The sequence below is a fragment of the Rhodanobacter sp. GW835-FHT13D09 genome (assembly GCF_058793995.1).
Genome location: NZ_JBXAGL010000014.1, coordinates 39,161 through 63,173, shown reverse-complemented (window position 1 = coordinate 63,173; position 24,013 = coordinate 39,161). Strand labels below are relative to the sequence as shown.

Below are 24,013 nucleotides of genomic sequence, written 5' to 3'. Positions count from 1 at the left end.
CGTTATCATCGCGGCCGCTGCGTGTCGCAGCGGCCGAGCGGTTTCGCCATGACCTACCTGCTGATCAAGTCGTTGCACCTGCTGTTCGTGATCGCCTGGATGGCCACGGTGTTCTACCTGCCGCGGATCCTGGTGAACATGGCCGAGGCCGCCGGCGAGCCGGCGGTGCTGGCGCGGCTGCAGCTGATGGGGCGACGGCTGTACAAGTTCGGCCACAACATGTTCGGCCTCGCGTTCCTGTTCGGCCTGACCCTGTGGCAGGGCTGGCGCGTGTTTCCGCAGGCTCTGCCGAACGTCGCTGCCGGCGCGCACTGGATCGACGCCAAGCTGACCCTGGTCGCGGTGCTGCTCGGGTACTTCGTGTGGGCCGGGCGGCTGCTCAAGCGCAGCGGAAAAGGCGGCGCGCTGCCGTCGTCGCGCGCGCTGCGCTGGCTCAACGAGCTGCCGGTGCTGCTGCTGCTGGCCGTGATCTGGCTGGTGCTGGCCAAGCCGTTCTGAGAGGCGGAGCGAGTGGAGAGTAGTGAGAAGTGAGAGAAGAGCCTGATCGAAGCCACTCTCACTTCTCACTCCTCCCCACTCACTTCTCGAAGTACTCCCGGTACCACTGCACGAAGCGCGCCACCCCATCCTCGATCGACGTGCCTGGCGCGTAGCCCACGTCTCGGCGCAGCGCCGACACATCGGCCCAGGTGTCGGGCACGTCGCCGGGCTGCATCGGCAGCAGGCGTTTTTCCACGCTGCGGCCGAGGTTCCGTTCCAGCAGCTCGATGAAGCGCAGCAACTGCACCGGCTGGTCGTTGCCGAGGTTGTAGACGCGGTACGGCGCGTTCGAGGTGCCGGGGTTCGGTCGCTCGGCGTTGTACGCCGGATCCACTTCGGCCGGGTGGTCGAGCGTGCGGATCACGCCCTCGACGATGTCGTCGATATAGGTGAAGTCGCGACTGTGGTGGCCGAAGTTGAACACGTCGATCGGTTCACCGCGGCTGATCCGGTCGGCGAACAGCATCGGCGACATGTCCGGCCGCCCCCACGGCCCGTATACGGTGAAGAAGCGCAGGCCGGTGGTCGGCAGGCGGTACAGATGGCTGTAGCTGTGCGCCATCAGCTCGTTCGCCTTCTTGCTGGCGGCGTACAGGCTGACCGGGTGGTCGACCGCGTCCTCCACCGCGAACGGCAGCTTGCGGTTGGCGCCGTAGACCGAGCTGGACGAGGCGTAGACCAGATGCCCCACGCCGCCGTGGCGGCAGGCCTCGAGGATGTTGGCGAAGCCGACCAGGTTGCTCGACACGTAGGCCTGCGGGTTCTGCAGCGAATAGCGCACGCCGGCCTGTGCGGCGAGGTTCACCACCCGCTGCGGCCCGAACGCGGTGAACGCATGATTCAGCGCGCCCGCATCGGCCAAGTCGGCGCGCTGGTGGGTGTAGTTCGGGTGGTCGGCGAAGCGCGCCAGGCGGGCCTCCTTCAACGCCGGATCGTAATAGTCGTTGTGGTTGTCGACGCCATACACCACGTCGCCGCGCGCCAGCAGGCGCTGCGCCAGGGCGGCGCCGATGAAACCGGCGGTACCGGTGACCAGGATGCGCATGGATTGTCCTCGGGAGATCGCCGGCATTGTATCGCCGACGACGGTGGGCGATGACACGCCGGCTGCGGATTGACAGGCAATCCGGGCTAAACTAGCGTTTCCTCATCCATCACCGGACCTAAGGTGGCCCGCGCTGCGCGCCGGCCGAGTGTGCGACATGGCAACTATCCGCTTCCACGACTGACCGCCGCCACGCCTCCGTTTCTTCGTCACCAAAGAAAGGGCGTCATGCCCTTTTTTGCTTTTCCAGAGAAGCCTCCATGATTGAAATCACGCTACCCGACGGCAGCAAGAAGCCGTTCGACCATCCCGTCACCGTGCAGGACGTGGCCGCCTCGATCGGCGCCGGTCTGGCCAAGGCGACCCTGGCCGGCAAGGTCGACGGCAAGCTGGTCGACGCCAGCTTCCTGATCGAGCACGACGCCAGCGTGCAGATCGTCACCGAGAAGAGCCCCGAGGCGCTGGAAATCCTGCGCCACTCCACCGCGCACCTGATGGGCCAGGCGGTGCAGCGGCTGTTCCCGGGCGCGCAGGTCACCATCGGCCCGGTGATCGACAACGGTTTCTATTACGACTTCGCCTACGGACGGCCGTTCACCCCGGACGACCTGCCCCGGATCGAGGCGGAGATGCACAAGATCGTCGACGAACAGCTGCCGGTGACGCGCAGCGTGAAGTCGCGCGACGAGGCGGTGGCGTTCTTCCGCGGCATCGGCGAGAACTTCAAGGCGGAGATCATCGAGGGCATCCCGGCCAGCGAGGAGCTGTCGCTGTACACGCAGGGCGAGTTCACCGACCTGTGCCGCGGCCCGCACGTGCCGAACACCGGCAAGCTGCATTCGTTCAAGCTGATGAAGGTGGCCGGCGCGTACTGGCGCGGCGATTCGAACAACGCGATGTTGAGCCGCATCTACGGCACCGCCTGGCTCAACGACAAGGACCTCAAGTCCTGGCTGCTCCAGCTGGAAGAGGCCGAGAAGCGCGACCACCGCAAGATCGGCAAGCAGCTCGACCTGTTCCACCAGCAGGAAGAGAGTCCGGGCATGGTGTTCTGGCACCCGAACGGCTGGGCGATCTGGCAGCAGGTCGAACAGTACATGCGCGGCGTGTACCGCAAGAGCGGCTACCAGGAAGTGCGTTGCCCGCAGGTGCTGGACGTGTCGTTGTGGAAGAAATCCGGGCACTGGGATAACTACCAGGAAAACATGTTCTTCACCGAGTCGGAGAAGCGTACCTACGCGCTGAAGCCGATGAACTGCCCGGGCCATGTGCAGGTGTTCAACACCGGCCTGCACAGCTACCGCGAGCTGCCGATCCGCTACGGCGAGTTCGGCGGTTGCCACCGCAACGAGCCGTCCGGTGCGCTGCACGGCATCATGCGCGTGCGCGCGTTCACCCAGGACGATGGCCACATCTTCTGCACCGCCGAGCAGATCGAGTCGGAGGTCACCGCGTTCCATCGCCAGGCGATGCAGGTCTACGCGGACTTCGGCTTCAAGGATATCGGCCTGAAGATCGCCCTGCGCCCGGACAAGCGCATCGGCGAGGATGCGGTGTGGGACCGCGCCGAGGCGGCATTGCGCGCGGCGCTCTCCGCCGCCGGCGTGGCCTGGGAGGAGTTGCCGGGCGAGGGCGCGTTCTACGGTCCGAAGATCGAGTACCACATGAAGGATTCGATCGGCCGCGCCTGGCAGGTCGGTACCATGCAGGTCGATTTCATGATGCCCGAGCGGCTGGGCGCCGAGTACGTGGACGAGCATTCGCAGAAGCGGCATCCGGTGATGCTGCACCGGGCCATCGTGGGTTCGATGGAGCGTTTCATCGGCATCCTGATCGAGCACCACGCCGGCCTGCTGCCGGCCTGGCTGGCCCCGGTGCAGGCGGTGGTGATCAATATCACCGATGCGCAGGCCGAGTACGTCCGCGAAGTGACGCAAACCCTTGTCGACAAAGGTTTCCGGGTACAATCGGATTTGCGCAACGAGAAAGTCGGCTATAAAATCCGCGAGCATACGCTGCAGAAAGTGCCTTATCTTCTCGTGGTCGGTGACCGCGAGAAGGAGACGGGTGCCGTTTCCGTGCGTACCCGTTCCGGCGAGGACCTGGGCAGCATGCCGCTGGCTGGCTTCGTCGAACGACTGGAGACCGAAATCCGGCGCTGAACGCCGGGCGGTCTGTTTCATCACTTCTTCTGGAGGATCGTGGTATCGCTACCACCGACAACAAGGGCAATCGTCGCAACCTGGAAATCCGCGTGCCGCGCGTTCGCGTGATCGGCCCGGATTCGGAACAGCTCGGCATTCTCTCGCGTGACGAGGCGCTGCGCGCAGCCGAGGAAGCGGGCATGGATCTGGTCGAGATCCAGCCGAACGGCGATCCGCCGGTCTGCCGCATCATGGATTACGGCAAGTTCAAGTTCGAAGCCCAGAAGAAGGCGCAGGCCGCCAAGAAGAAGCAGAAGCAGGTCGAGATCAAGGAAGTGAAGTTCCGTCCGGTCACGGACGTGGGCGACTACCAGATCAAGCTGCGCAACATGCTCCGTTTCCTCGAGGAAGGCGACAAGGTCAAGGTCACCATCCGCTTCCGCGGCCGCGAGATGTCGCACCAGGACCTGGGCCAGAACCTGGCGAAGAAGATCCAGGAAGATGTCGGCGAGAACGGCCTGGTCGAGTCCTTTCCGCGGCTGGAAGGGCGTCAGATGGTCATGATGATCGGGCCGAAGAAGAAATAAGCCGGTCGCCTTTGGTAGGAGCCCAGCCCGCTCGCGGGCGATGCTCTTTCACCGTGTCTCCCGGAGCAGCTGCCTTGTTGGATAGGGGGCAAGCCCCGCACCCTCACCTCAATCCTCTCCCGGAGGGAGAGGAGGCAAAGGCAGAAGGCGCTTTATTGGATTGGAGCGGGGCAAGCCCCGCACCCTCACCTCAATCCTCTCCCAAAGGGAGAGGAGGCCAGGGTCAGCACTTCGTGCTGGTGTTTGGCTTTTTGAACCCGTATAATTACGGGTTCGACCCGTCTGGAAGGGTCGTGCACCGATCGTGGCAGGACGGAAAGCGTGGCCGGGTCCCTCCGGGATGCCGCCACCGCCAGATCAGTCAGAAACCGGGCCGTCCCGAGCGGACGAGTCCCCCACAAGGAGCATTACCATGCCCAAGATCAAGACCAACCGGGCGGCGGCGAAGCGTTTTCGCAAGACCGCATCGGGCAAGATCAAGTGCGGCCACGCATTCAAGTCGCACATCCTGACCAAGAAGTCGACCAAGCTGAAGCGTGGTCTCCGTGCACCGAACCACCTCAAGGCGTGCGACGCCCCGGGCGTGGCTCGCATGCTGCCGTACTTGTGAGGAGATAGACCATGGCTCGTGTAAAGCGTGGCGTCACCGCCCGTCGTCGTCACAAGAAAATCATCGGCCGCGCCAAGGGCTACTACAACGCCCGCCGCAAGGTCTTCCGCGTTGCCAACCAGGCCGTCGTCAAGGCCGGTCAGTACGCCTATATCGGCCGCAAGCAGCGCAAGCGCCAGTTCCGTGCGCTGTGGATCGTCCGCATCAACGCCGCCGCGCGCATGTTCGGCCTGTCCTACAGCCGCCTGATCAATGGCCTGAGCAAGGCCGGCATCACCGTTGACCGCAAGGTTCTCGCCGATATCGCCGTGCACGACATCAAGGCGTTTGGTGCGATCGCCGAGAAAGCGAAGGCCAGTCTGGCGGCGTAGTTTGTGCGCTCATCCTTGATCGCGAAGATCAAGGGCGGCCATTCATGGCCGCACTCTTCAAAAGAGCGAACGTTCGCGGGGAGGAGGCCAAAGCCTTCTCCCCGTTTTTGTTTCTGTGCACTTCAAACGGAACCGCATCGATGGATGACCTGGACAGCCGCGCCGCGCAGGCGCTGGCCGACATCGAAAGGGCCGATACGCTGGAGGCGCTTGATGCGCTGCGTGTCGGCCTGCTGGGCAAGAGCGGCATCGTCACCGCCGCGCTGAAGACGCTGGGGGCGCTGGCGCCGGATGAGCGCAAGGCGCGCGGCGCGGAAGTGAACAAGGTCAAGGATCGCCTCGCCGACGCGCTGGCCGTGCGCAAGCAAGTGCTGGAGCAGGTCGAGCTCGACCGTCGGCTCGCTTCCGAGCGGCTCGACATCAGCCTGCCCGGGCGCGACGGCGGCCGCGGCGGCATCCATCCGATCACCCGCGCGCTGGAACGCATCGCGTCGATCTTCGCGCGGCTCGGCTACCAGCGTGCCGACGGCCCGGAGATCGAGGACGACTGGCACAACTTCGAGGCGCTGAACTTCCCGCCGCACCATCCGGCGCGCGCGATGCACGACACCTTCTACATCGCCGATGAAGGCAGCGGCGGCCGCCGCCTGCTGCGCACGCATACCTCACCGGTGCAGATCCGCGCGATGGCCGGCCGCCAGCCGCCGATCCGCATCATCGCGCCGGGCAAGGTCTACCGCAGCGATTCGGACCAGACCCATTCGCCGATGTTCCACCAGATCGAAGGCCTGCTGGTCGACGAGACCTCCAGCTTCGCCGATCTGAAAGGCACGCTGGCCGAATTCGTCCGCGCGTTCTTCGAGCGCGACTTCGAGATGCGCTTCCGTCCCAGCTACTTCCCGTTCACCGAGCCCTCGGCCGAGGTGGACATCCGCTGGGAGACCGAGGACGGCCAGAGCCGCTGGCTGGAGGTGCTCGGCTGCGGCATGGTGCATCCGAACGTGCTGAAGAACTGCGGCATCGACCCGGAGCGCTACACTGGCTTCGCCTTCGGCCTGGGCGTGGAGCGCTTCGCGATGCTGCGCTATGGCGTCTCCGACCTGCGCGCGTTCTTCGAGAACGACCTGCGCTTCTTGAAGCAGTTCGCCTGAATCGCGTCTAGGAATCGACAAGCATGAAATTTTCCGAGAACTGGCTGCGCGAGTTGGTCGAGATCAGGGCCGACCGTGCCGCGCTGGCCCATGCGCTGACCATGGCGGGGCTGGAGGTGGAGGAGCTCACGCCGCTCGGTGAAGGCCTGGCCGGCGTGGTGGTAGCCGAGATCGTCGGCGCCGAGAAGCATCCGCAAGCCGACCGCCTGCAGGTGTGCAGGGTCGATGCGGGGCAGGGCGAGCCGCTGCAGATCGTCTGCGGCGCACCGAACGCGCGCGTCGGCATCAAGGTGCCGCTGGCGACGGTCGGTGCGAAATTGCCGGGCGGCATCGCGATCAAGGCGGCCAGGCTGCGCGGCGTGGAGTCGTCCGGCATGCTGTGCTCGGCGAAGGAGCTGGGCGTCGACACCGACGCTTCCGGCCTGCTGGAGCTGCCCGCGGATGCGCCGGTGGGCCAGCCGCTGGGCGACTACCTCGGCCTGCCCGACGCCAGCATCGAGCTGAAGCTCACCCCGAACCGGCCCGATTGCCTCGGCCTGTTCGGCCTGGCGCACGACGTGGCCGCGTTGTTTGGCAGTGCGGTGAAGCTGCCGGCGCAGGTGGCCGTACCGGTCACCGGCGCGTCGCGTCGGGGCATCCGGCTGGAAGCCGGCAAGGACGCGCCGCGCTATCTCGGCCGGATCGTCGAGGGCATCGATCCGGCTGCGCGCACGCCGCTGTGGCTGGCCGAACGCCTGCGCCGCGCCGGGCTGCGTCCGATCAGCGCGGTGGTGGACGTGACCAACTACGTGATGCTGGAGCTGGGCCAGCCGCTGCACGCCTTCGACAACGACACGCTCGAAGGCGACATCGTGGTGCGCCACGCGCACGCCGGCGAGCTGCTGAAGCTGCTCGATGGCAGCGAGGCGAAACTGGACGAAGGCTTCGTGCTGATCGCCGACCAGCACAAGGCACTGGCGGTAGCGGGCGTAATGGGCGGCTACGATTCGCGCGTCACCGACGCCACCCGCAACGTCTTCCTGGAGTCCGCGCATTTCGCGCCCGCCGCGATCATGGGGCGCGCGCGCAAGCTGGGCCTGCATACGGATGCCTCGCACCGCTTCGAGCGTGGCGTCGATCCGGAGTTGCCGCGGCGTGCGCTGGAGCGTGCCACCGAACTGCTGCTGGCGATCGCCGGCGGCCACGCCGGGCCGGTGCTGGTGGCGGAGAACCCGGCCGACCTGCCGCAGCCGGCGCCGGTCGCCCTGCGTCGCGCGCGCCTGAAACGCGTGCTCGGCGCGGACGTGGATAATGCCGAAGTGGTGCGCATCTTCACCGCGCTGGGCATGCGGGTGGAGGCGACCGCCGACGGCTGGCGGATTACCGCGCCGAGCAGCCGCTTCGACATCGAACGCGAGGAGGACCTGATCGAGGAGGTCGCGCGCATCTTCGGCTACGACAACATTCCCACGGCGGCTCCGGCCGGCGCGCTGACCCTGGCGATCGAGCCGGAAGCGCGTATCGGCGAACTGGCGCTGCGCGAACAACTGGCTGCGCGCGACTACTACGAAGCCGTCAACCTGTCGTTCGTGGCGGCCGATCTGCTGGCGGCCTGGGGCTTCACCGAGCACCTGGTGCCGCTGGCCAATCCGTTGTCGGCCGATCTGGCGGTGATGCGGCCATCGCTGCTGCCGGGGCTGATCGAGGCATTGCGCCACAACCGCGCGCGTCAGCAGGAGCGGGTGCGCCTGTTCGAGCTGGCGCGAGTGTTTGGTGCCGGCGATCCCCCGGTCGAAACCACCAGTCTGGCCATCGCCGCCTGCGGCAGCGCCCGCGCCGAGCAGTGGGGCGAGCCGTCGCGGGCGCTGGATTTCCATGATCTCAAGGGCGACCTGGATGCCCTGATCGCCTGGGGCGGCGAGCCGCAGCGCTGGTCGGTGCATGCCGACGGCCTGCCGGGCTGGCTGCATCCGGGGCGTGGCGCGCGGGTGGCCCGCGATGGCGTGACGGTGGGGTATCTGGGGGCATTGCACCCGCAACTGGCCAGGGCGCTGGATCTTGGCCCCGACGTGCACGTGCTGGAACTGGCGCTGGAGCCGCTGCTGGCGCGCCGCCTGCCGCAGGTTCGAGCGGTGCCAAGGTTCCCCGCCGTGCGCCGCGACATCGCGGTGGACCTGCCGGAATCGGTCAGTTGGTCACAGATCGAGCAGGTGGTCCGCCGCACGCTGGGCGAGCGGCTGAAGGAATTGCGCCTGTTCGACCGCTACAGCGGCAAGGGAGTCGAAGCAGGCCGAAAAAGCCTCGCTATGGGCTTGATTTTGCAGGACGCTTCACGCACCCTTACCGACGACGACGCGGACCATTGCGTACGTGAAGCGATGGCCGCGTTGGAGCAATCATGCAAGGCGAAGCTGCGAGGATGAGATGGCGCTGACCAAGGCGGAAATGGCCGAGCGGCTTTTCCTCGACGTAGGCCTCAACAAGCGCGAGGCGAAGGAATTCGTGGACGCCTACTTCGAGGTGGTCCGCGAAGCCCTGGAAAGCGGCGAGCAGGTGAAGCTGTCCGGTTTCGGCAACTTCGACCTGCGGCTGAAGAACCAGCGGCCCGGGCGCAACCCGAAGACCGGCGAGGAGATCCCGATCTCCGCCCGGCGCGTGGTGACGTTCCGGCCTGGGCAGAAACTCAAGGTAAGGGTCGAGGGCTATGCTGGACCAAGGGAATAACACCGAACTGCCTGCCATCCCGGCCAAGCGCTACTTCACCATCGGTGAGGTTGGCGAGTTGTGCGGTGTGAAACCCCACGTGCTGCGCTACTGGGAGCAGGAGTTTCCTGCGCTCAACCCGGTCAAGCGTCGCGGCAACCGCCGCTATTACCAACGCCATGACGTGCTGATGATCCGCCAGATCCGTTCGCTGCTGTATGACGAAGGGTTCACCATCACCGGTGCACGCGCCCGGCTGGAAGGCCCGCAGGCGCGGATGGAGGCGAGCATGTCGCACCAGATCGTGCGCCAGGTGCGGATGGAGCTGGAGGAAGTGCTGGCGCTGCTGCGCCGCTGACTTCCGGACCGCCGTCACAAGCTGCTAGACTAACCAGCTTGCCGTAGCGTCGGGGCGTAGCGCAGCCTGGTAGCGCATCTGCCTGGGGGGCAGAGGGTCGTCGGTTCGAATCCGGCCGCCCCGACCAATTCGGAAGACTCGACAGAAACGGCGCCTCGGCGCCGTTTCCTGTTTTTGCCCCGGTGCCGCATGCGGTCGGGAAGTGATGCATCCGAGGCGTGCCGTGGGGTAGGCTCCGGCTGGAGATTTCCACCTCCGGGAGATGCCGCCATGCCGTCGAACAGCTGTCATCCCTGCGCCCCGCACGTGAAACTGAAGGCCCCCGACTGGTACGTCTCGGCGTTGATGCTGGACCGTGCGCTGGACGCGATCCTGCGACGGGTGAAGAAGCTCGACCGCGAGCACGACATTCCCTACCTCGCCGGCTACAGCAAGGATGGCAAGACCATCTACATCGACCGCCATCTGCCGGAGAGCTTCATGTTCCGCGGGCGCACCGTCGAGGTGGACCGCTTCCTGATCCTGCACGAGGAGGTGGAAAAGACCCTGATCGACCAGTTGGGCCTGCACTATCTGCACGCGCACCAGATCGCGACCCGCGCCGAAGAGGCGGCGGTGAACGCCGAACGGATCACCTGGGCCGCCTACGACCGCTTCATGCAGAAGTACGTGAAGTCGATCGGCGACGAGCGTCTGGTCAAGGTGCCGGCGGATCTCGACCTCAAGCCCTACCGCGATTACCACGATTACGACCTGTTCTAGCGGATGCTGCGGGGCATCGACGAGGGCCGGCTTTCCGGGCCGGACGCCAGTGCGAGGAAGCGGAGCGAGCTGAAGGCCTATATGGACGCGTTTCGCGAGGAGCATCGCCTGCAGCAGCGCCATGCTTCAGGCAAGACCAGCGGATCGCGCAAGGGATCTCCTCCTGCAGGTGCCGATGGTGCCGGCTCGGCGAACGAGGCGCCGGCAGGGAAGGCGGCCGTGGGCAAGCGCGGTGGAACCAGGCAGACACGCATGCCTGCCCGGTCCGGTTGACAGGAAAGCCCCGCCGCGGATTCCTGCGTTCAGTCCGGGGGCAGGCATCTGAACCGCAGGCGCGGCCCCGGTGTGCGACCCACTGGTGGATTGCCGGATCGGCTCCGTAGGATGCGTCTCGCGGACGCCGGCAGCACCGGCGGCCGTCATTCCAACCGAGACCGACGGAGATACATCCATGAAGATCCAGTCCATGCTGATTGCCACCCTGCTGGTTGCTGTCGCGGGCACGACCGTGTGCGCCGCAAAGGATGTCGATACGAAGTGGCAGAAGCACCACCCGCGCCGCGAACAGGTCAACGACCGCCTGCATCACCAGAACGCGCGGATCCGTGACGAAGTGAAGGAAGGCGACATGAGCAAGGCCGAGGCGGCCAAGTTGCATCAGGACGATCGCCAGATCCGCCGGGAGGAGCGCGACATGGCCAGCCAGAACAATGGCCACGTCACCCGGCAGGAGCAGAAGACGCTGGACCAGCAGGAAAACCAGGTCAGCAAGGAAATCGGCCACTGAGCAGGGGCCGGCTGCGCTTTTGCGGTGACACGAGGGGCGCGCTGGCGCCCCTCGTGTCACCCACCGGTTTGCCTCAATACAGGACGCGGCTGCGCAAGGTGCCCGGGATCGCCGCCAGCTTCGCCTTGAGGTCGTTGGCCTGGGCCTCGTCGGCGCTGACGTCGATCACCACGTAGCCGACTTCGCTGTCGGTTTGCAGGAACTGCGCGTCGATATTGATGTTGCCGGCCGAGAACAGTTCGTTGATGCGCGACAGCGTGCCCGGCACGTTGCGGTGGATGTGCAGCAGGCGGCGGCTGTGCGGGTGCTCGGGTAGCGACACCTCGGGGAAATTCACCGCGGACAGCGTGGAGCCGTTGTCGCTGTAGCGCACCAGCTTGCTGGCCACCTCGATGCCGATGTTGTCTTGCGCCTCCAACGTGCTGCCGCCGATATGCGGGGTGAGGATCACGTTGTCCAGGCCCACCAGCGGCGATACGAACGGGTCGTCGTTGCCCTTGGGCTCGACCGGGAACACGTCCACCGCGGCACCCGCCAGGTGGCCTTCGCGCAACGCCGCCGCCAGCGCGTCGATGTCGACCACGCTGCCGCGCGAGGCGTTGATCAGCACCGAGCCCTTGCGCATCACGGCGATTTCGCGCGCACCGAACATCAGCTTCGTGGCCGGCGTTTCGGGTACGTGCAGAGTCACCACGTCGGCGCGCTGCAGCAGGTCCTGGAGGCCGGCGGCGGCGTGGGCGTTGCCCAGCGCCAGCTTGGTTTCCACGTCGTGGAAAATCACCCGCATGCCCATGCTCTCGGCCAGCACGCCCACCTGGGTGCCGATGTGGCCGTAGCCGATCACGCCCAGCACCTTGCCGCGCGCCTCGTAGCTGCCCGTGGCGGATTTGCTCCAGCCGCCGCGGTGGCATTGCGCGCTCTTCTGCGGGATGCCGCGCAGCAGCATGATCGCCTCGGCGATTACCAGTTCGGCCACGCTGCGCGTGTTGGAATAGGGCGCGTTGAACACCGGAATGCCCAGCCGCTCCGCTTCGGGCAGGTTGACCTGGTTGGTGCCGATGCAGAAGCAGCCTGCGGCGATCAGCCGCTTGGCGTGGCGCAGCACCTCGGCGTTGAGCTGGGTGCGGGAGCGCAGGCCCACGATGTGGGCGTCCGCGATGCGCTCGATCAGCTTTGCCTCGGGCAGCGATTTCTCGTGGTACTCGATGCTGCTGTAGCCGGCATGCTCGAAGGTTTCCACCGCGGTGCGACTCACGCCCTCCAGCAGCAGTACCTTGATGTCTTGCCGTGGGAATGAGGTCTTCATGGCGGCTCCGATGCGAATGGAGCTGATACTATGACAGAATTGCGGCAACGCAGCACAGAATGTTTGGACGTCTGAACGACCCTTGATGGCATAACGCCGCCGGAGACTGCATGAGCGCCGCCCTGGACGATCTCGCCCGCCGCTTGCCTGGATTGCGCCTGCTCACCGGGCAAGGCGACCTGGAGCACTACGGTCGCGACTGGACCCGCCGCTGGACGCCGGCGCCGCTGGCGATCGCGTTGCCGGCCACGGTGGAGGAGGTGCAGGGCATCGTGCGCTGGGCCAACGAGCATCGCGTGGCCGTCGTGCCCTCGGGCGGCCGCACCGGGCTTTCCGGTGGCGCGGTGGCGGCGAACGGCGAGCTGGTGCTGAGCCTGGAGCGGATGAACCGGGTGCTCGACTTCAACGCGGTCGACCGCACGCTCACCGTGCAGCCCGGGATGATCCTGCAGCACGTGCATGAAGCCGCCCGCGAACATGGCCTGATCTACCCGGTCGACTTCGCGGCGCGCGGCTCGTGCTCGATCGGCGGCAACATCGCCACCAATGCCGGCGGCATCCGGGTGATCCGCTACGGCAACACGCGCGAGTGGATCGCCGGGCTGAAGGTGGTCAGCGGCGGCGGCGAATTGCTCGAACTCAACCGCGGCCTGATCAAGAACTCCAGCGGCTACGACTTCCGCCAGCTGATGGTCGGCTCGGAAGGCACCCTGGGCATCGTGGTGGAGGCCACGCTCAGGCTGACCGACCCGCCGCCGCCGTCGCAGGTGATGCTGCTGGCGCTGCCGGACATGGATGCGTTGATGCAGGTGTTCGCGCTGTTCCGCGCGCGGCTGCCGTTGCAGGCGTTCGAGTTCTTCACCGACGTGGCGCTGCGGCATGTGCTGGCCCACGGCGCGCAGCGCGCCATCGCTGGCGATCATCCGTACTACGTGGTGTGCGAGTTCGACGCGGCCGACGAGCGGCAGCAGGAGGCCGCGCTGGCCGCGTTCGAGCAGGCGCTGGAGCAGGGCTGGGTCAGCGACGGCGTGATCGCGCAGAGCGAGGCGCAGGCCGCCGCGTTGTGGCAGCTGCGCGAGGGCATTACCGAGAGCCTGGCGCCGCGGCGGCCGTACAAGAATGACGTGTCGGTGCGAATCAGCGCGGTGCCGGCGTTCCTGCACGAGATGCAGGCACTGCTGGCGCGCGAGTATCCGCAGGCCGAGGTGGTCTGGTTCGGCCATATCGGCGACGGCAACCTGCATATCAACGTGCTGCGCCCGGATGGCCTGGCGGAGGACGCGTTCATCGCCCAGTGCGAGCACGTCACCAAGCTGCTGGCGGCGACGCTGCAGCGCCATGGCGGCAGCATCTCGGCCGAGCACGGCATCGGCCTGGTCAAGCGGGCCTATCTGCAAAGTACCCGCAGCGCGGCGGAGATCGCGCTGATGCAGGGCGTGCGCAAGGTGTTCGATCCCAACGGCATCCTCAACCCCGGCAAGCTGTTCGTGGCCGATTGAAGGCCCGGAAGCCGCGCCCGTGCTAGGCTTGGCGGCTTGTCTGATGGTTCGAAGGAGCCGCCATGCCGTCGTCGCCGCTGCGTTCGCTGTACCCCGAAATCGAGCCATTCGACAGCGGCTTCCTGCCAGTCTCGGCGTTGCACACGCTGTACTACGAGCAGAGTGGCAACCCGCGCGGCAAGCCGGTGGTGTTCCTGCATGGCGGCCCGGGCGGCGGCACCAGTCCGAAGTGCCGGCGCTTCTTCGACCCGGCGGTGTACCGCATCGTGCTGTTCGACCAGCGCGGCTGCGGCAAGTCCACCCCGCATGCGGAGCTCACCGACAACACCACCTGGGATCTGGTCGCCGACATCGAGCGTGTGCGCACGCACCTCGGCATCGAACGCTGGCAGGTGTTCGGCGGCTCGTGGGGCTCCACGCTGGCGCTGGCCTACGCGCAGACGCATCCGGACAAGGTCACCGAGCTGGTGCTGCGCGGCATCTTCATGCTGCGCCGCTGGGAGCTGGAGTGGTTCTACCAGAAAGGCTGCGACGCGCTTTATCCGGATGCGTGGGAGACCTACCTGGCGGCGATTCCCGAAGCGGAACGCGGCGACCTGATGAGCGCCTACCACCGCCGCCTGACCAGCGCCGACGCGAAGACGCGCACCGACGCGGCGCGCGCCTGGTCGATGTGGGAGGGCGCCACCAGCTACCTGTGGCAGGACCAGTCGCACATCGAATCCAGCGGCGAGGACGAGTTCGCGCTGGCGTTCGCGCGGATCGAATGCCACTACTTCGTCAACGGCGGCTTCTTCGAGCACGACGACCAGCTGCTGCGCAACGTCGAGCGCATCCGCCACATCCCGGCGGTGATCGTGCAGGGTCGCTACGACGTGGTGTGTCCGCTGCGCAGCGCCTGGGACCTGCATCGCGCGTGGCCCGAGGCCGACCTGCGCATCGTGCAGGACGCCGGCCATTCCGCGTTCGAGCCCGGCAACGTGCACGAGCTGGTGGAGGCGACCGACCGTTTCGGCCGCTGAGGCGAGCGGGCTCCTACACTGCTGGTATCGGCCGGTCGTTCGCCGGCAACTGCTTGGTGCCGAAGATCTTGTCGCCGGCGTCGCCGAGGCCGGGCAGAATGTAGCCGTTCTCGTTGAGGCGTTCGTCGATCGCGGCGACATAGATCTCGATGTCGGGATGCGCCGCCTCGATGCGCTGGAGGCCCTCCGGCGCGGCCACCAGAAACAGTCCCTTGATGCGCTTGCAGCCGGCCGCCTTCAGCATGTCGACGGTAGCGACCAGGGTGCCGGCGGTGGCCAGCATCGGGTCCACGATCAGCGCGATGCGTTCGTCCATGCGGCCGCTGAGCTTCTCGTAATAGGTCGTCGGCTTCAGCGTGTGCTCGTCGCGCTGCAGGCCGACCACGCTGACCTTGGCCGCGGGGATCAGGTCGAGCACGCCCGGCAGCATGCCCAGGCCGGCACGCAGGATCGGCACGACAGTGATCTTCTTGCCCTTGATCCGGTGCACCAGCAACGGGCCGGCCCAGCCCTGGATCTGCTCTTCGGCCGTTTCCAGGTCCTTGGTGGCTTCATAGGTGAGCAGCGCGGCAACCTCGGACGCCAGTTCGCGGAAGTCCTTGGTGCTGACGCCGGCACGGCGCATCAGCCCGAGCTTGTGCTGGATCAGCGGATGGCGGACTTCGACGATCTTCATGGCGGCGGTCTTCCCGGGCGGCGCAGGCGCGCGACACCCGGGAAGCTTAACCAGGCGGCCCCGCCGGCGCACGCATGGGCAGGCGTACGTGGGCGGGGCCGGAGTTGCAGGAGGTCTTGAGGTATTACGGCGTGGTGGCTGCGTCGCCCTTGAGACAGCTGCTCATGAAGGTCTTGCGCTCCGCCCCCTTGAGCGCCTTCGTCTTGGCGTCGGCGTTGCAGGTCTTCATCTTTTCCTGCTGGGTCTGTTTCGCCGCGGGTGCGGCGGCCGCTGCGGTGGCCGGTGCCGCGGCGGCGGTGCTGCCGCCCTTCAGGCAGGTGCTCATGAAGGTCTTGCGCTCGGCCCCTTTCTTGCCGGTGGCCTGCTTGTTGCAATCGACCATGCGCTGCTGCTGCGCCGAGTGGACCTTGGTGGCCGGAGCGGCGGTGCTGGCTTGCGGTGCGGCCGCGAAGGCGGCACCGGCGAAAGCCAGGGCAGCACTGGCGGCAAGCAGGCGAAGTGACATCGACATCGTTGAACCCTCCCTAGGTGACCGGCAAGCACCGGCCTGGACAGTCTATGCCGGAGGCCGCCATGGCGGGAGTGGGTGAAACCTGACATGCACGAAGTATTCAGCTGCGGCGACGTGTCAAGCGTCGCCGCAGCCGTCTCCGCTCAGGCGGCCTCGGCCTTGGCCTTGGCCTTGCGCGGGCCTTCCAGCATCGCCTTGCGCACGTGGGCGACGATCAGGTCGACCTCGGCGCTGGTGACCTTGAAGTGCGGGGTGAAGCGCAGCGAATTGGTGCCGCCGTGGATCACGCCGACGCCGTGCTCGCGCATGTATTCCTCGGTGGAGCCGGCGCCGTAGCACTTGTATTCCGGGGCCAGCTCGCAGGAGAACAGCAGGCCGGTGCCCTGCACCTTGGTGATCAGGCCGCCCAGCTCGTTCTTCAGCGCGTTGAGCTTGTCGACGAATTCCCTGCCGCGCTCGCGGATGTTGCTGCGCACCTCGTCGCTGAGCTCGCCCAGCGTGGCCAGCGCCACGTCCAGCGCGCGCGGGTTGGCGGTCATGGTGTTGCCGTAGATGCCCTTGCGGTACAGCCCGGCGGCGCGTTGGCCGGCGGCCAGCACCGACAGCGGATACTGGCCGGCGTTGAGCGCCTTGGAGAAGGTTTCCATGTCCGGCGGCGGCAGGCCCTCGAAGCCGGGGTAGTCCACGAACGACAGCACGCCGTGCGCACGCAGGCCGGCCTGGATCGAGTCGACCAGCAGCAGGCTGCCATGCGATTCGGTCAGCGCGCGGGCGGCCTTGTAGAACTCCGGCGTCACCGCACGGCCGGGGTCGCCTTCGCCCATCACCGGCTCCAGGAACATCGCCTCGATGAACCAGCCGTGCCGGTCGGCGTCGGCGAACGCCGCTTCCAGCTGCGTCACGTCGTAGGGCGCCACGGTGATCAGGGTGTCCTCGTGGCGGTAGCTGGCGAGGTTCTGCTGGTAGGTCTTGCGGCTGGAATCGGAGTACAGCGCCGGCGCCTCGGTGCGGCCGTGGAACGCGCCCTTCACCGCCAGCCGCTTGATCGTGCGGCCGGCGTAGCGCGCGCCCGTGTCGGTCATCGCCTTGGCGTTGACGTCGGCGATGCGGCAGGCCAGCGAGACCGACTCCGAGCCGGAGTTCAGGCACAGGTAGCGCGTGTACGGGCTGCCGCCGCGGCTGCGGCCCAGCTCCTTGTTCAGCGCCGCGGTGAAGCGCAGCTGCGACACGCTGGGCGACATCACGTTCGCCATCACCTGCGGGCGGGCCAGCGCGGCCAGGATCGCCGGGTCGTTGTGGCCGAAGCCGAGCATGCCGTAGCCGCCGTTGTCGTGCACCACGGCGCCCTTCAGGGTGACGATCCACGGGCCGCGCGCGGCCGCCGGCAGGTACGGGTTGATCGCGTCGTCCGGGTAGAAGTTGACGAAACCGGCCTGGGCCCGGGCCAACTGCTCGGCTTCGTCGAGCTTGAGGAAATCACCCATGCCCGCCGCAGCCAGCTCCGCGCGCAGCTCGCGATGTCGCGTCACCGCCTCGGCGATCGCCTGGCCCAGCAGGGGGTCGTTCGCCGCCAGGCGCTCGATGCTGGCGTCGTCGAGGCCGGTGGTCCGCGGCTTGCCGCCGAATTCGCGCAGTTCGCGCAGCTGGTTGATCACACCCATGGCTATCTCCTCAGATCCGCCGGCGCCTCGCACCCAGCGCGAAGCAGGCCAACGTGTAGTGCGTGGGGGAGCCCGGCTCCCGCGGCGCGCGGCCCGGTTTGACGGCTGAGGGCGCATCCACGCATGCCGAGGATAACCCGCGGCATGGCCTGCCCGGTACCCCCTGCGCCTGGCTGGCTGATCCATGGCTGCTGCGTTTTGCCTCGGCCGATCAGGCGCTTGGGATGGGATCCGCCGTGCGGATGACACCTGTCACCCGTGATGGTTGACGGCGGCGACAGGGGCCGATGCGGCGCGCTGCCCAGGCTGTGCGGCAGGAGGAGACACCCGCATGAACGACACCACTGTTGCCCGCCTCGCGCCGCCGCCGTGAAGCGCTACGGCCCACTCGCCGCGCTGGATGGCGTGGACCTCGCCGTGCGGCGCGGCGAACTGCTCGCCCTGCTCGGCCCCAACGGTGCCGGCAAGAGCACCAGCATCAGCCTGCTGCTGGGATTGATTCGCCCGGACACGGGTCGCGCCGGACTGTTCGGACTCGACCCGCGGCGCATCGAGGCGCGCCGGCGCATCGCCACCGCGCAGGCCGAGGCGGTGGTGCGCCGCCTGCTCGACGCCGATCCCGCCCTCGGCGAGCTGGAAGTGGAGCGCGCCGGCCCCTGGCCGAGGCGTTCACCGAACTCACCCGCGATGCCGCGGACACCGACCAGCGCGAGGCTGCCTGACATGCAAACCGCCAGTTCCATCACCGCATCGGCAGTTGCCGTCGGCATGCCGCACCGCCGGGTGCTCGGCGCCTATCTCGAAGAGGCGCGCAGCGAATGCCTGCGCTACCTGCGCGCGCCCGGCTTCATGCTGCCGGTCATGCTGTTCCCCGCGATGTTCTACCTGCTGTTCGGCGTGCTGATGGCGAAGGCGAACGGCGCCGACGCGGCACGCTACCTGCTGGCCAGTTACGGCGTGTTCGGCATGATGAGCCCGGGCCTGTTCGGTTTCGGCGTGTCGCTGGCGCTGGAGCGCGACGGCGGTCTGCTGACCTTCAAGCGCGCCTTGCCGATGCCGCCCGGCGCCTACCTGCTGGGCAAGCTGCTGATGGCGATGGCGGCCGCCGGCGTCGTGATCCTGTTGCTGCTGGCGATGGCGCTGTCGCTGGGCCGCGTGAAGTCGGCTCCGCTGCTGGCCGCCAGCCGCTTGCGCCGGCACGGTTGAACTGGCATGCCGGCAAAGCCCAGTCCGCCGGTGACATCGCCGTGCAGTTGAACCTGTCGCACGGCACCGTGCGCAATTACCTGTCCGAGGCGATCGGCAAGCTCGGCGTCGCCAACCGCATCGAGGCCTATCGGCTGGCGCGGCAAAAGGGCTGGCTGTAGGCGGTTGCGCCGGCATCGGCGCGCTGCGGGATAATGGCCCGTTTCCAGACGCCGGCCGCACCGCCTTGAAGAAGTCCGATTTCGATTTCGAACTGCCGCCCGAGCTGATCGCGCAGGCGCCGCTGCCCGAGCGTTCGGCCAGCCGCCTGCTGCTGCTCGACGTAGCCGCGCAGTCGCGGCAGGACCGCCGGTTCCGCGAACTGCCCGACTTCCTGCAGCCGGGCGATCTGCTGGTGTTCAACGACACCCGCGTGCTGCCGGCACGACTGTACGGGCGCAAGGACACCGGTGGCGCGGTGGAGATCCTGATCGAGCGGGTCACCGGCGCGCACGAGGCGGTGGTGCAGTTGGGAGTGAGCAAGAAACCGAAGGAGGGCGCGCGGATCGAGCTGGCCGACGGCAGCCAGGCGCTGGTGCTGGGCCGCGACGAGAGCTTCTTCCGCCTGCGTTTCGAGGCGCCGGAGCCGCTGGAGAAGCTGCTGCAGAAGCTGGGCGAGATGCCGTTGCCGCCGTACATCGAGCGGCATGCCGACGCCAGCGACATGGAGCGCTACCAGACCGTGTTCGCGCGCGAGCCCGGCGCGGTGGCGGCGCCCACCGCCGGACTGCATTTCGACGAGGCGATCCTGGCCAGGTTGCGCGAGCGCGGCGTCGAATTCGGCTACGTCACCCTGCATGTGGGCGCCGGCACGTTCCAGCCGGTGCGCGTGGATGACCTGCAAGACCACCACATGCACCGCGAGTGGCTCAACGTCGGGGCGCACCTGATCGGGCAGATCCGCCGCACCCGCGCGAATGGCGGCCGGGTGATCGCGGTCGGCACCACCGTGGTGCGCGCGCTGGAAAGCGCCAGCAAGGACGGCGAGCTGCATCCGTTCGCCGGCGAGACGCAGATCTTCATCTTCCCCGGGTATCGTTTCACCAGCATCGACGGCCTGATCACCAACTTCCACCTGCCGCAATCGACCCTGCTGATGCTGGTGTCGGCGCTGGCCGGGCGCGAGTTCATGCTGGGCGCATACCGCCACGCGGTCGAGCAGCGCTACCGCTTCTTCTCGTATGGCGACGCCATGCTGATCCTGCCGCACGGCGCCTGAGGGTTTCGAACAACAGCCCTGTTGCCGTCATTCCCGTTTTCGCGGGAATGACGGTGGTGTTTCGAGGTTCCGTAGCGACACACACGTGCGCATGCACGGTGGGACATACCCACGATGTGGCGATGGGCGTGGCGGGCCAAACCCGCGATAATGCCCGGATGACTTCCCTCCGCTTCGACCTCCACGCCACCGACGGCGCCGCCCGCCGTGGCCGCCTCACGTTTGCCCGCGGCACGGTGGAGACGCCGGCATTCATGCCGGTGGGCACCTACGGTTCGGTCAAGGCGATGACGCCGCGCGATGTCACCGAGATTGGCGCCGAGATCATCCTGGGCAACACCTTCCACCTGTTCCTCCGTCCGGGGCTGGAGATCGTCGAAAAGTTCGGCGGGCTGCACCGGTTCATCGGCTGGGACAAGCCGATCCTCACCGACTCGGGCGGTTTCCAGGTGTTCTCGCTGGCGCACAAGCGCAGGATCACCGAGGAAGGCGTGACCTTCGCCTCGCCGGTGGACGGCTCGAAGGTGTTCCTGTCGCCGGAAGTGTCGATGCAGATCCAGGCCACGCTGGATTCGGACATCGCGATGATCTTCGACGAATGCACGCCGTACCCGGCCACGGAGAAGGTGGCGGCTGATTCGATGGATCTCAGCCTGCGCTGGGCCGAGCGCTCGCGCCGCGCGTTCGACGATTTGAAGAATCCGAATGCGCTGTTCGGCATCGTGCAGGGCAGCGTCTACGAGAACCTGCGCCGGCGCTCGGCGGCGGGCCTGGTGGACATCGGCTTCGACGGCTATGCGGTGGGTGGCCTGGCCGTGGGCGAGCCGGAGGCTGAGCGCAACCATGCGCTGGACTTCACCGTGCCATTGCTGCCGGCGGACAAGCCGCGCTACCTGATGGGCGTGGGGCGGCCGGAGGACATCGTCGAGGCGGTGCGCCGCGGCATCGACATGTTCGACTGCGTGATGCCCACCCGCAACGCCCGCAACGGCTTCCTGTTCACCGCCGAGGGCACGTTGCGCATCCGCAACGCGAAGTACGCCGCGGATACCGGGGTGATCGAGGAAGGCTGCGACTGCTACGCCTGCAGCTACGGCTTCAGCCGCGCCTACCTGCGCCACCTCGACCGCTGCAACGAGATCCTGGGCAGCCAGCTCGCCACCATGCACAACCTGCGCTACTACCAGCGCCTGATGGCCGGCCTGCGCGGGGCGATCGCCAGCCGCACGCTGGAATCGTTCGTGGCGGAGTTCTACGCCCGCCGCCAGGGTGCCGGGGTTTCATAGGCGCGGGTGGAGCCGGGGTCGGAGTGGCCTTGCAACGGGCTGCGGTTGCCCTCATCAGGGACCAGCCGGCGCCGCCGTGCATGGCCCGGGGGTGCATGGCATAATCGAGAATCTTTTATCGGGCGTTCAGCCGAAATTCCCGGCAGCGCCATAACTTGCGAGATAAATCCATGAGTTTTCCGATCTCTTCCGTGATCGCCCAGGCCGCGGCTCCGCAACCCGCCGGTGGCGGCATGTCCATGATCATCATGATGGTGGTGCTGTTCGGCCTGATGTATTTCATGATGATCCGCCCGCAGATGAAGCGGCAGAAGGAGCATCGCGCGCTGATCGCCGGGCTGGCCAAGGGCGACGAGGTGGTCACCAATGGCGGTATCGCCGGGCGCGTGGACGAGGTGGGCGAGACCTTCATCACGGTCGAGATCGCGCCCAACGTGAAGGTCAAGGTGCAGAAGGCCGCGGTCCAGCAGGTGCTGCCCAAGGGCTCGTTGAAGTCCGCTTGAAGCCCGGGATGTCCAGGGGCGAGGCTTTTTCGAATAGTGCGGCCATGGATGGCCGCTTCTCGACGTTCGCGATCACGGACGATCGTAAAAATAAACTGCGGCCATGGATAGCCGCTTCTTGACGTTCGCGATCACGGACGATCGCAAAGGACCGGATCATGAGTGATTTTCCCCGCTGGAAATACGCGCTGGTCGCGTTGGTGATGTTGTTTGGCGTCATCTACGCCTTGCCGAATGCGTTTCCCCCGGTACCGGCGGTGCAGGTCACGGCCAACCGCGATGTGCCGCCGATCGACCAGGCGGTGCAGCAGAAGGTGAGTGCGGCGCTGACCGCCAGGAACATCGCGGTCACCAGGGTGTTCGTGGAGGGTGACCACCTGCTGGCCACGTTCGCCAACTCCGACGTGCAGAAGAGCGGCGCCGACACGATCAAGGCCGCGCTGGGCGACGGCTACACGGTGGCCTTCAAGCTGCAGTCCAACGTGCCGGGCTGGCTGGGTGCGATCGGCGCCCGCGCGATGCCGCTGGGCCTGGACCTGCAGGGTGGCGTGCACTTCCTGATGCAGGTCGACCAGAAGGACGCGATCGAGAAGCAGGAAAACAGCTATGCGGACGACATCCGCGCGCTGCTGCGCGACAAGAACATCCGCTACGAGTCGGTCACCCGCAATGCCGCGGGCGGCCAGGGCATCGCGGTGATCCTGCGCTCGGCCGACGATCGTTCCACCGCGTCCGATGCGATCGCCAACGAATACACCGACCTGCTGGTGTCCTCCGGTGCCAGCACCGGCGACCGCTTCGTGCTGAACGTGGTGATCAAGCCGGAGAAACTGCGCGAGCTGTCGCGCAGCGCGATCACCCAGAACCTGGGCACGCTGCGCAACCGCATCAACGCGCTGGGCGTGTCCGAACCGCTGATCCAGCAGCAGGGCGACAGCCGCATCGTGGTCGAGCTGGCCGGCGTGCAGGACCCGACCGAGGCGAAGAAGCTGATCGGTGCGGTCGCCACGCTGCAATACCGTCCCGGCATCGGCCAGCCCGGCGACCCGCGCGCGGTGGAAGCGGAGCGCACCGGCAACATCCCGCCGGACGCCAACCTCTACCACATGCGCGGCGACAACCGGCCGGTGCTGGTGAGCAAGCAGATCATCGTGACCGGCAACCAGCTGGTGGATGCCTCCTCGGGCATCGACCAGCAGAGCGGCACGCCGAAGGTCGACGTCACCCTGAACGCGGCCGGCGCCAAGAAGATGGGCGACTTCACCAACGCCAACGTCGGCAAGCCGATGGCGGTGCTGTACGTGGAGCAGGTCTACGAGACGAAGGTGATCGACGGCAAGGAGGTGCGCGTACCCAAGGTCACCGAGACGGTGATCAACGACGCCACCATCCAGAGCCCCTTCAGCAGGCAGTTCCAGACCACCGGCCTGGGCAGCCCGAAGGAAGCCTCCGACCTGGCGCTGCTGCTCAAGGGCGGTGCGCTGGCGGCGCCGATGGACATCGTCGAGGAAGGCGTGATCGGCGCCAGCCTTGGCCAGGACAACATCGACAAGGGCTTCAAGGCGGTGTTGCTGGGCCTGGCGCTGGTGCTGCTGGCGGCGGCGATCTACTACCACCTGTTCGGCCTGGTCGCCGACATCGCGCTGTTCTTCAACCTGGTGATCCTGGTGGCGGTAATGTCGCTGATCGGCGTCACCCTGACCATGCCGGGCGTGGCCGGCATCGTGCTGACCCTGGGCATGGCGATCGACGCGAACGTGCTGATCTGCGAACGCGTGCGCGAGGAATTGCGCAACGGCTCCAGCCCGCACGCGGCGATCCGCGCCGGCTACGAGAAGGCCTGGTCGACCATCCTCGACGCCAACGTCACCCACCTGATCGCCGCGCTGGCGCTGACCACGATGGGTACCGGCGCGATCAAGGGCTTCGGCGTGACGCTGATGATCGGCATCCTGACTTCGCTGTTCACCTCGGTGACGCTGACCCACGCGTTCACCGCGATGATCCACGGCCATCGCAAGCTCAAGACGCTGTCGGTCTAAGGAACT

General features: G+C 67.0%; 23 protein-coding genes, 1 tRNA gene and 1 pseudogene. 20 read left to right on the top strand and 5 right to left on the bottom strand.

Features of this window, described 5'->3' with window-relative positions; all coding sequences use genetic code 11:
* Positions 1 to 48 precede the first annotated feature (48 nt).
* Positions 49 to 498, top strand: a complete 450-nt coding sequence (locus tag AC1Q5A_RS15825; protein WP_492702298.1) for a CopD family protein — start codon at positions 49 to 51, stop codon at positions 496 to 498.
* Positions 499 to 577: 79 nt separating this feature from the next.
* Here AC1Q5A_RS15825 and AC1Q5A_RS15820 read toward each other — a convergent pair whose 3' ends face one another.
* Entirely contained in the window at positions 578 to 1,585 is a 1,008-nt protein-coding gene (locus tag AC1Q5A_RS15820) for an NAD-dependent epimerase (RefSeq protein WP_492702296.1), read from the bottom strand.
* A 260-nt stretch (positions 1,586 to 1,845) separates the two neighbouring features.
* Here AC1Q5A_RS15820 and thrS point away from each other — a divergent pair, with 260 nt between their 5' ends.
* The 11 genes from thrS (at position 1,846) to AC1Q5A_RS15765 (ending at position 11,037) form a co-directional block, all read left to right on the top strand.
* On the top strand, positions 1,846 to 3,747 hold the full coding sequence (thrS, locus tag AC1Q5A_RS15815) for a threonine--tRNA ligase (RefSeq protein WP_492702294.1): 1,902 nt from the start codon (positions 1,846 to 1,848) through the stop codon (positions 3,745 to 3,747).
* A 44-nt stretch (positions 3,748 to 3,791) separates the two neighbouring features.
* The gene (gene infC / locus AC1Q5A_RS15810) at positions 3,792 to 4,316 is read left to right on the top strand and encodes a translation initiation factor IF-3 (protein WP_317616006.1); all 525 of its coding nucleotides are present in this window, start codon (positions 3,792 to 3,794) and stop codon (positions 4,314 to 4,316) included.
* A gap of 412 nt (positions 4,317 to 4,728) precedes the next feature.
* Positions 4,729 to 4,926 carry a 50S ribosomal protein L35 gene (gene rpmI / locus AC1Q5A_RS15805; RefSeq protein ID WP_008213504.1) on the top strand — a complete coding sequence of 66 codons (198 nt, stop codon included), beginning with the start codon at positions 4,729 to 4,731 and terminating at the stop codon, positions 4,924 to 4,926.
* An 11-nt stretch (positions 4,927 to 4,937) separates the two neighbouring features.
* Positions 4,938 to 5,297, top strand: coding sequence for a 50S ribosomal protein L20 (gene rplT / locus AC1Q5A_RS15800; protein WP_027493824.1), 360 nt, complete (start codon positions 4,938 to 4,940; stop codon positions 5,295 to 5,297).
* A 140-nt stretch (positions 5,298 to 5,437) separates the two neighbouring features.
* Entirely contained in the window at positions 5,438 to 6,448 is a 1,011-nt protein-coding gene (gene pheS, locus AC1Q5A_RS15795) for a phenylalanine--tRNA ligase subunit alpha (protein ID WP_492702292.1), read from the top strand.
* Positions 6,449 to 6,471: 23 nt separating this feature from the next.
* Positions 6,472 to 8,850 (top strand): phenylalanine--tRNA ligase subunit beta, encoded by a 2,379-nt coding sequence (gene pheT / locus AC1Q5A_RS15790; RefSeq protein WP_492702290.1) that lies wholly within the window; start codon positions 6,472 to 6,474, stop codon positions 8,848 to 8,850.
* A gap of 1 nt (position 8,851) precedes the next feature.
* A complete protein-coding gene (ihfA, locus tag AC1Q5A_RS15785; protein ID WP_063089695.1) occupies positions 8,852 to 9,151 on the top strand; it encodes an integration host factor subunit alpha in 300 nt (99 codons plus the stop codon).
* Positions 9,132 to 9,488, top strand: a complete 357-nt coding sequence (locus tag AC1Q5A_RS15780; RefSeq protein WP_068096398.1) for a MerR family transcriptional regulator — start codon at positions 9,132 to 9,134, stop codon at positions 9,486 to 9,488. Before ihfA ends, AC1Q5A_RS15780 begins: the two co-directional genes overlap by 20 nt.
* A 50-nt stretch (positions 9,489 to 9,538) precedes the next feature.
* Positions 9,539 to 9,615, top strand: a tRNA-Pro gene (locus tag AC1Q5A_RS15775).
* A gap of 143 nt (positions 9,616 to 9,758) precedes the next feature.
* Positions 9,759 to 10,250: a hypothetical protein gene (locus AC1Q5A_RS15770; RefSeq protein WP_492702288.1), complete on the top strand. Its 492-nt coding sequence runs from the start codon at positions 9,759 to 9,761 to the stop codon at positions 10,248 to 10,250.
* 451 nt (positions 10,251 to 10,701) lie between these two features.
* Positions 10,702 to 11,037: a hypothetical protein gene (locus AC1Q5A_RS15765; RefSeq protein ID WP_492702286.1), complete on the top strand. Its 336-nt coding sequence runs from the start codon at positions 10,702 to 10,704 to the stop codon at positions 11,035 to 11,037.
* A 73-nt stretch (positions 11,038 to 11,110) separates the two neighbouring features.
* Here the strand turns inward: AC1Q5A_RS15765 and serA are convergent, their stop codons facing one another.
* Positions 11,111 to 12,343: a phosphoglycerate dehydrogenase gene (gene serA / locus AC1Q5A_RS15760; protein WP_492702284.1), complete on the bottom strand. Its 1,233-nt coding sequence runs from the start codon at positions 12,341 to 12,343 to the stop codon at positions 11,111 to 11,113.
* Positions 12,344 to 12,453: 110 nt separating this feature from the next.
* On the opposite strand from serA, the gene AC1Q5A_RS15755 reads away from it, so the two are divergent.
* Complete coding sequence (locus tag AC1Q5A_RS15755; protein ID WP_492702282.1) at positions 12,454 to 13,842, top strand: FAD-binding oxidoreductase; 1,389 nt, start codon at positions 12,454 to 12,456, stop codon at positions 13,840 to 13,842.
* Between the two features lie 62 nt (positions 13,843 to 13,904).
* Positions 13,905 to 14,864 (top strand): prolyl aminopeptidase, encoded by a 960-nt coding sequence (pip, locus tag AC1Q5A_RS15750; RefSeq protein WP_492702280.1) that lies wholly within the window; start codon positions 13,905 to 13,907, stop codon positions 14,862 to 14,864.
* Between the two features lie 13 nt (positions 14,865 to 14,877).
* Here the strand turns inward: pip and upp are convergent, their stop codons facing one another.
* From upp to AC1Q5A_RS15735, 3 genes are all read right to left on the bottom strand, one after another.
* The gene (upp, locus tag AC1Q5A_RS15745; protein ID WP_492702278.1) at positions 14,878 to 15,540 is read right to left on the bottom strand and encodes a uracil phosphoribosyltransferase; all 663 of its coding nucleotides are present in this window, start codon (positions 15,538 to 15,540) and stop codon (positions 14,878 to 14,880) included.
* Positions 15,541 to 15,664: 124 nt separating this feature from the next.
* The gene (locus AC1Q5A_RS15740) at positions 15,665 to 16,051 is read right to left on the bottom strand and encodes a PsiF family protein (protein ID WP_492702276.1); all 387 of its coding nucleotides are present in this window, start codon (positions 16,049 to 16,051) and stop codon (positions 15,665 to 15,667) included.
* 143 nt (positions 16,052 to 16,194) lie between these two features.
* Positions 16,195 to 17,712: an aminotransferase class III-fold pyridoxal phosphate-dependent enzyme gene (locus AC1Q5A_RS15735; RefSeq protein WP_492702274.1), complete on the bottom strand. Its 1,518-nt coding sequence runs from the start codon at positions 17,710 to 17,712 to the stop codon at positions 16,195 to 16,197.
* A gap of 369 nt (positions 17,713 to 18,081) precedes the next feature.
* Here AC1Q5A_RS15735 and AC1Q5A_RS15730 point away from each other — a divergent pair, with 369 nt between their 5' ends.
* The 6 genes and pseudogenes from AC1Q5A_RS15730 (at position 18,082) to secD (ending at position 24,007) form a co-directional block, all read left to right on the top strand.
* Positions 18,082 to 18,918, top strand: a complete 837-nt coding sequence (locus tag AC1Q5A_RS15730; RefSeq protein ID WP_492702272.1) for an ATP-binding cassette domain-containing protein — start codon at positions 18,082 to 18,084, stop codon at positions 18,916 to 18,918.
* 8 nt (positions 18,919 to 18,926) lie between these two features.
* Positions 18,927 to 19,079 (top strand): annotated as a pseudogene (locus AC1Q5A_RS15725) (response regulator transcription factor); the annotation flags it as partial.
* Positions 19,080 to 19,144: 65 nt separating this feature from the next.
* Positions 19,145 to 20,176, top strand: a complete 1,032-nt coding sequence (gene queA / locus AC1Q5A_RS15720) for a tRNA preQ1(34) S-adenosylmethionine ribosyltransferase-isomerase QueA (protein WP_492702270.1) — start codon at positions 19,145 to 19,147, stop codon at positions 20,174 to 20,176.
* Between the two features lie 158 nt (positions 20,177 to 20,334).
* A complete protein-coding gene (gene tgt, locus AC1Q5A_RS15715) occupies positions 20,335 to 21,462 on the top strand; it encodes a tRNA guanosine(34) transglycosylase Tgt (RefSeq protein ID WP_492702268.1) in 1,128 nt (375 codons plus the stop codon).
* A gap of 170 nt (positions 21,463 to 21,632) precedes the next feature.
* Positions 21,633 to 21,965, top strand: a complete 333-nt coding sequence (gene yajC / locus AC1Q5A_RS15710) for a preprotein translocase subunit YajC (RefSeq protein WP_492702266.1) — start codon at positions 21,633 to 21,635, stop codon at positions 21,963 to 21,965.
* Between the two features lie 158 nt (positions 21,966 to 22,123).
* Positions 22,124 to 24,007 (top strand): protein translocase subunit SecD, encoded by a 1,884-nt coding sequence (gene secD, locus AC1Q5A_RS15705; RefSeq protein WP_492702264.1) that lies wholly within the window; start codon positions 22,124 to 22,126, stop codon positions 24,005 to 24,007.
* The last annotated feature ends 6 nt before the right edge of the window (positions 24,008 to 24,013 follow it).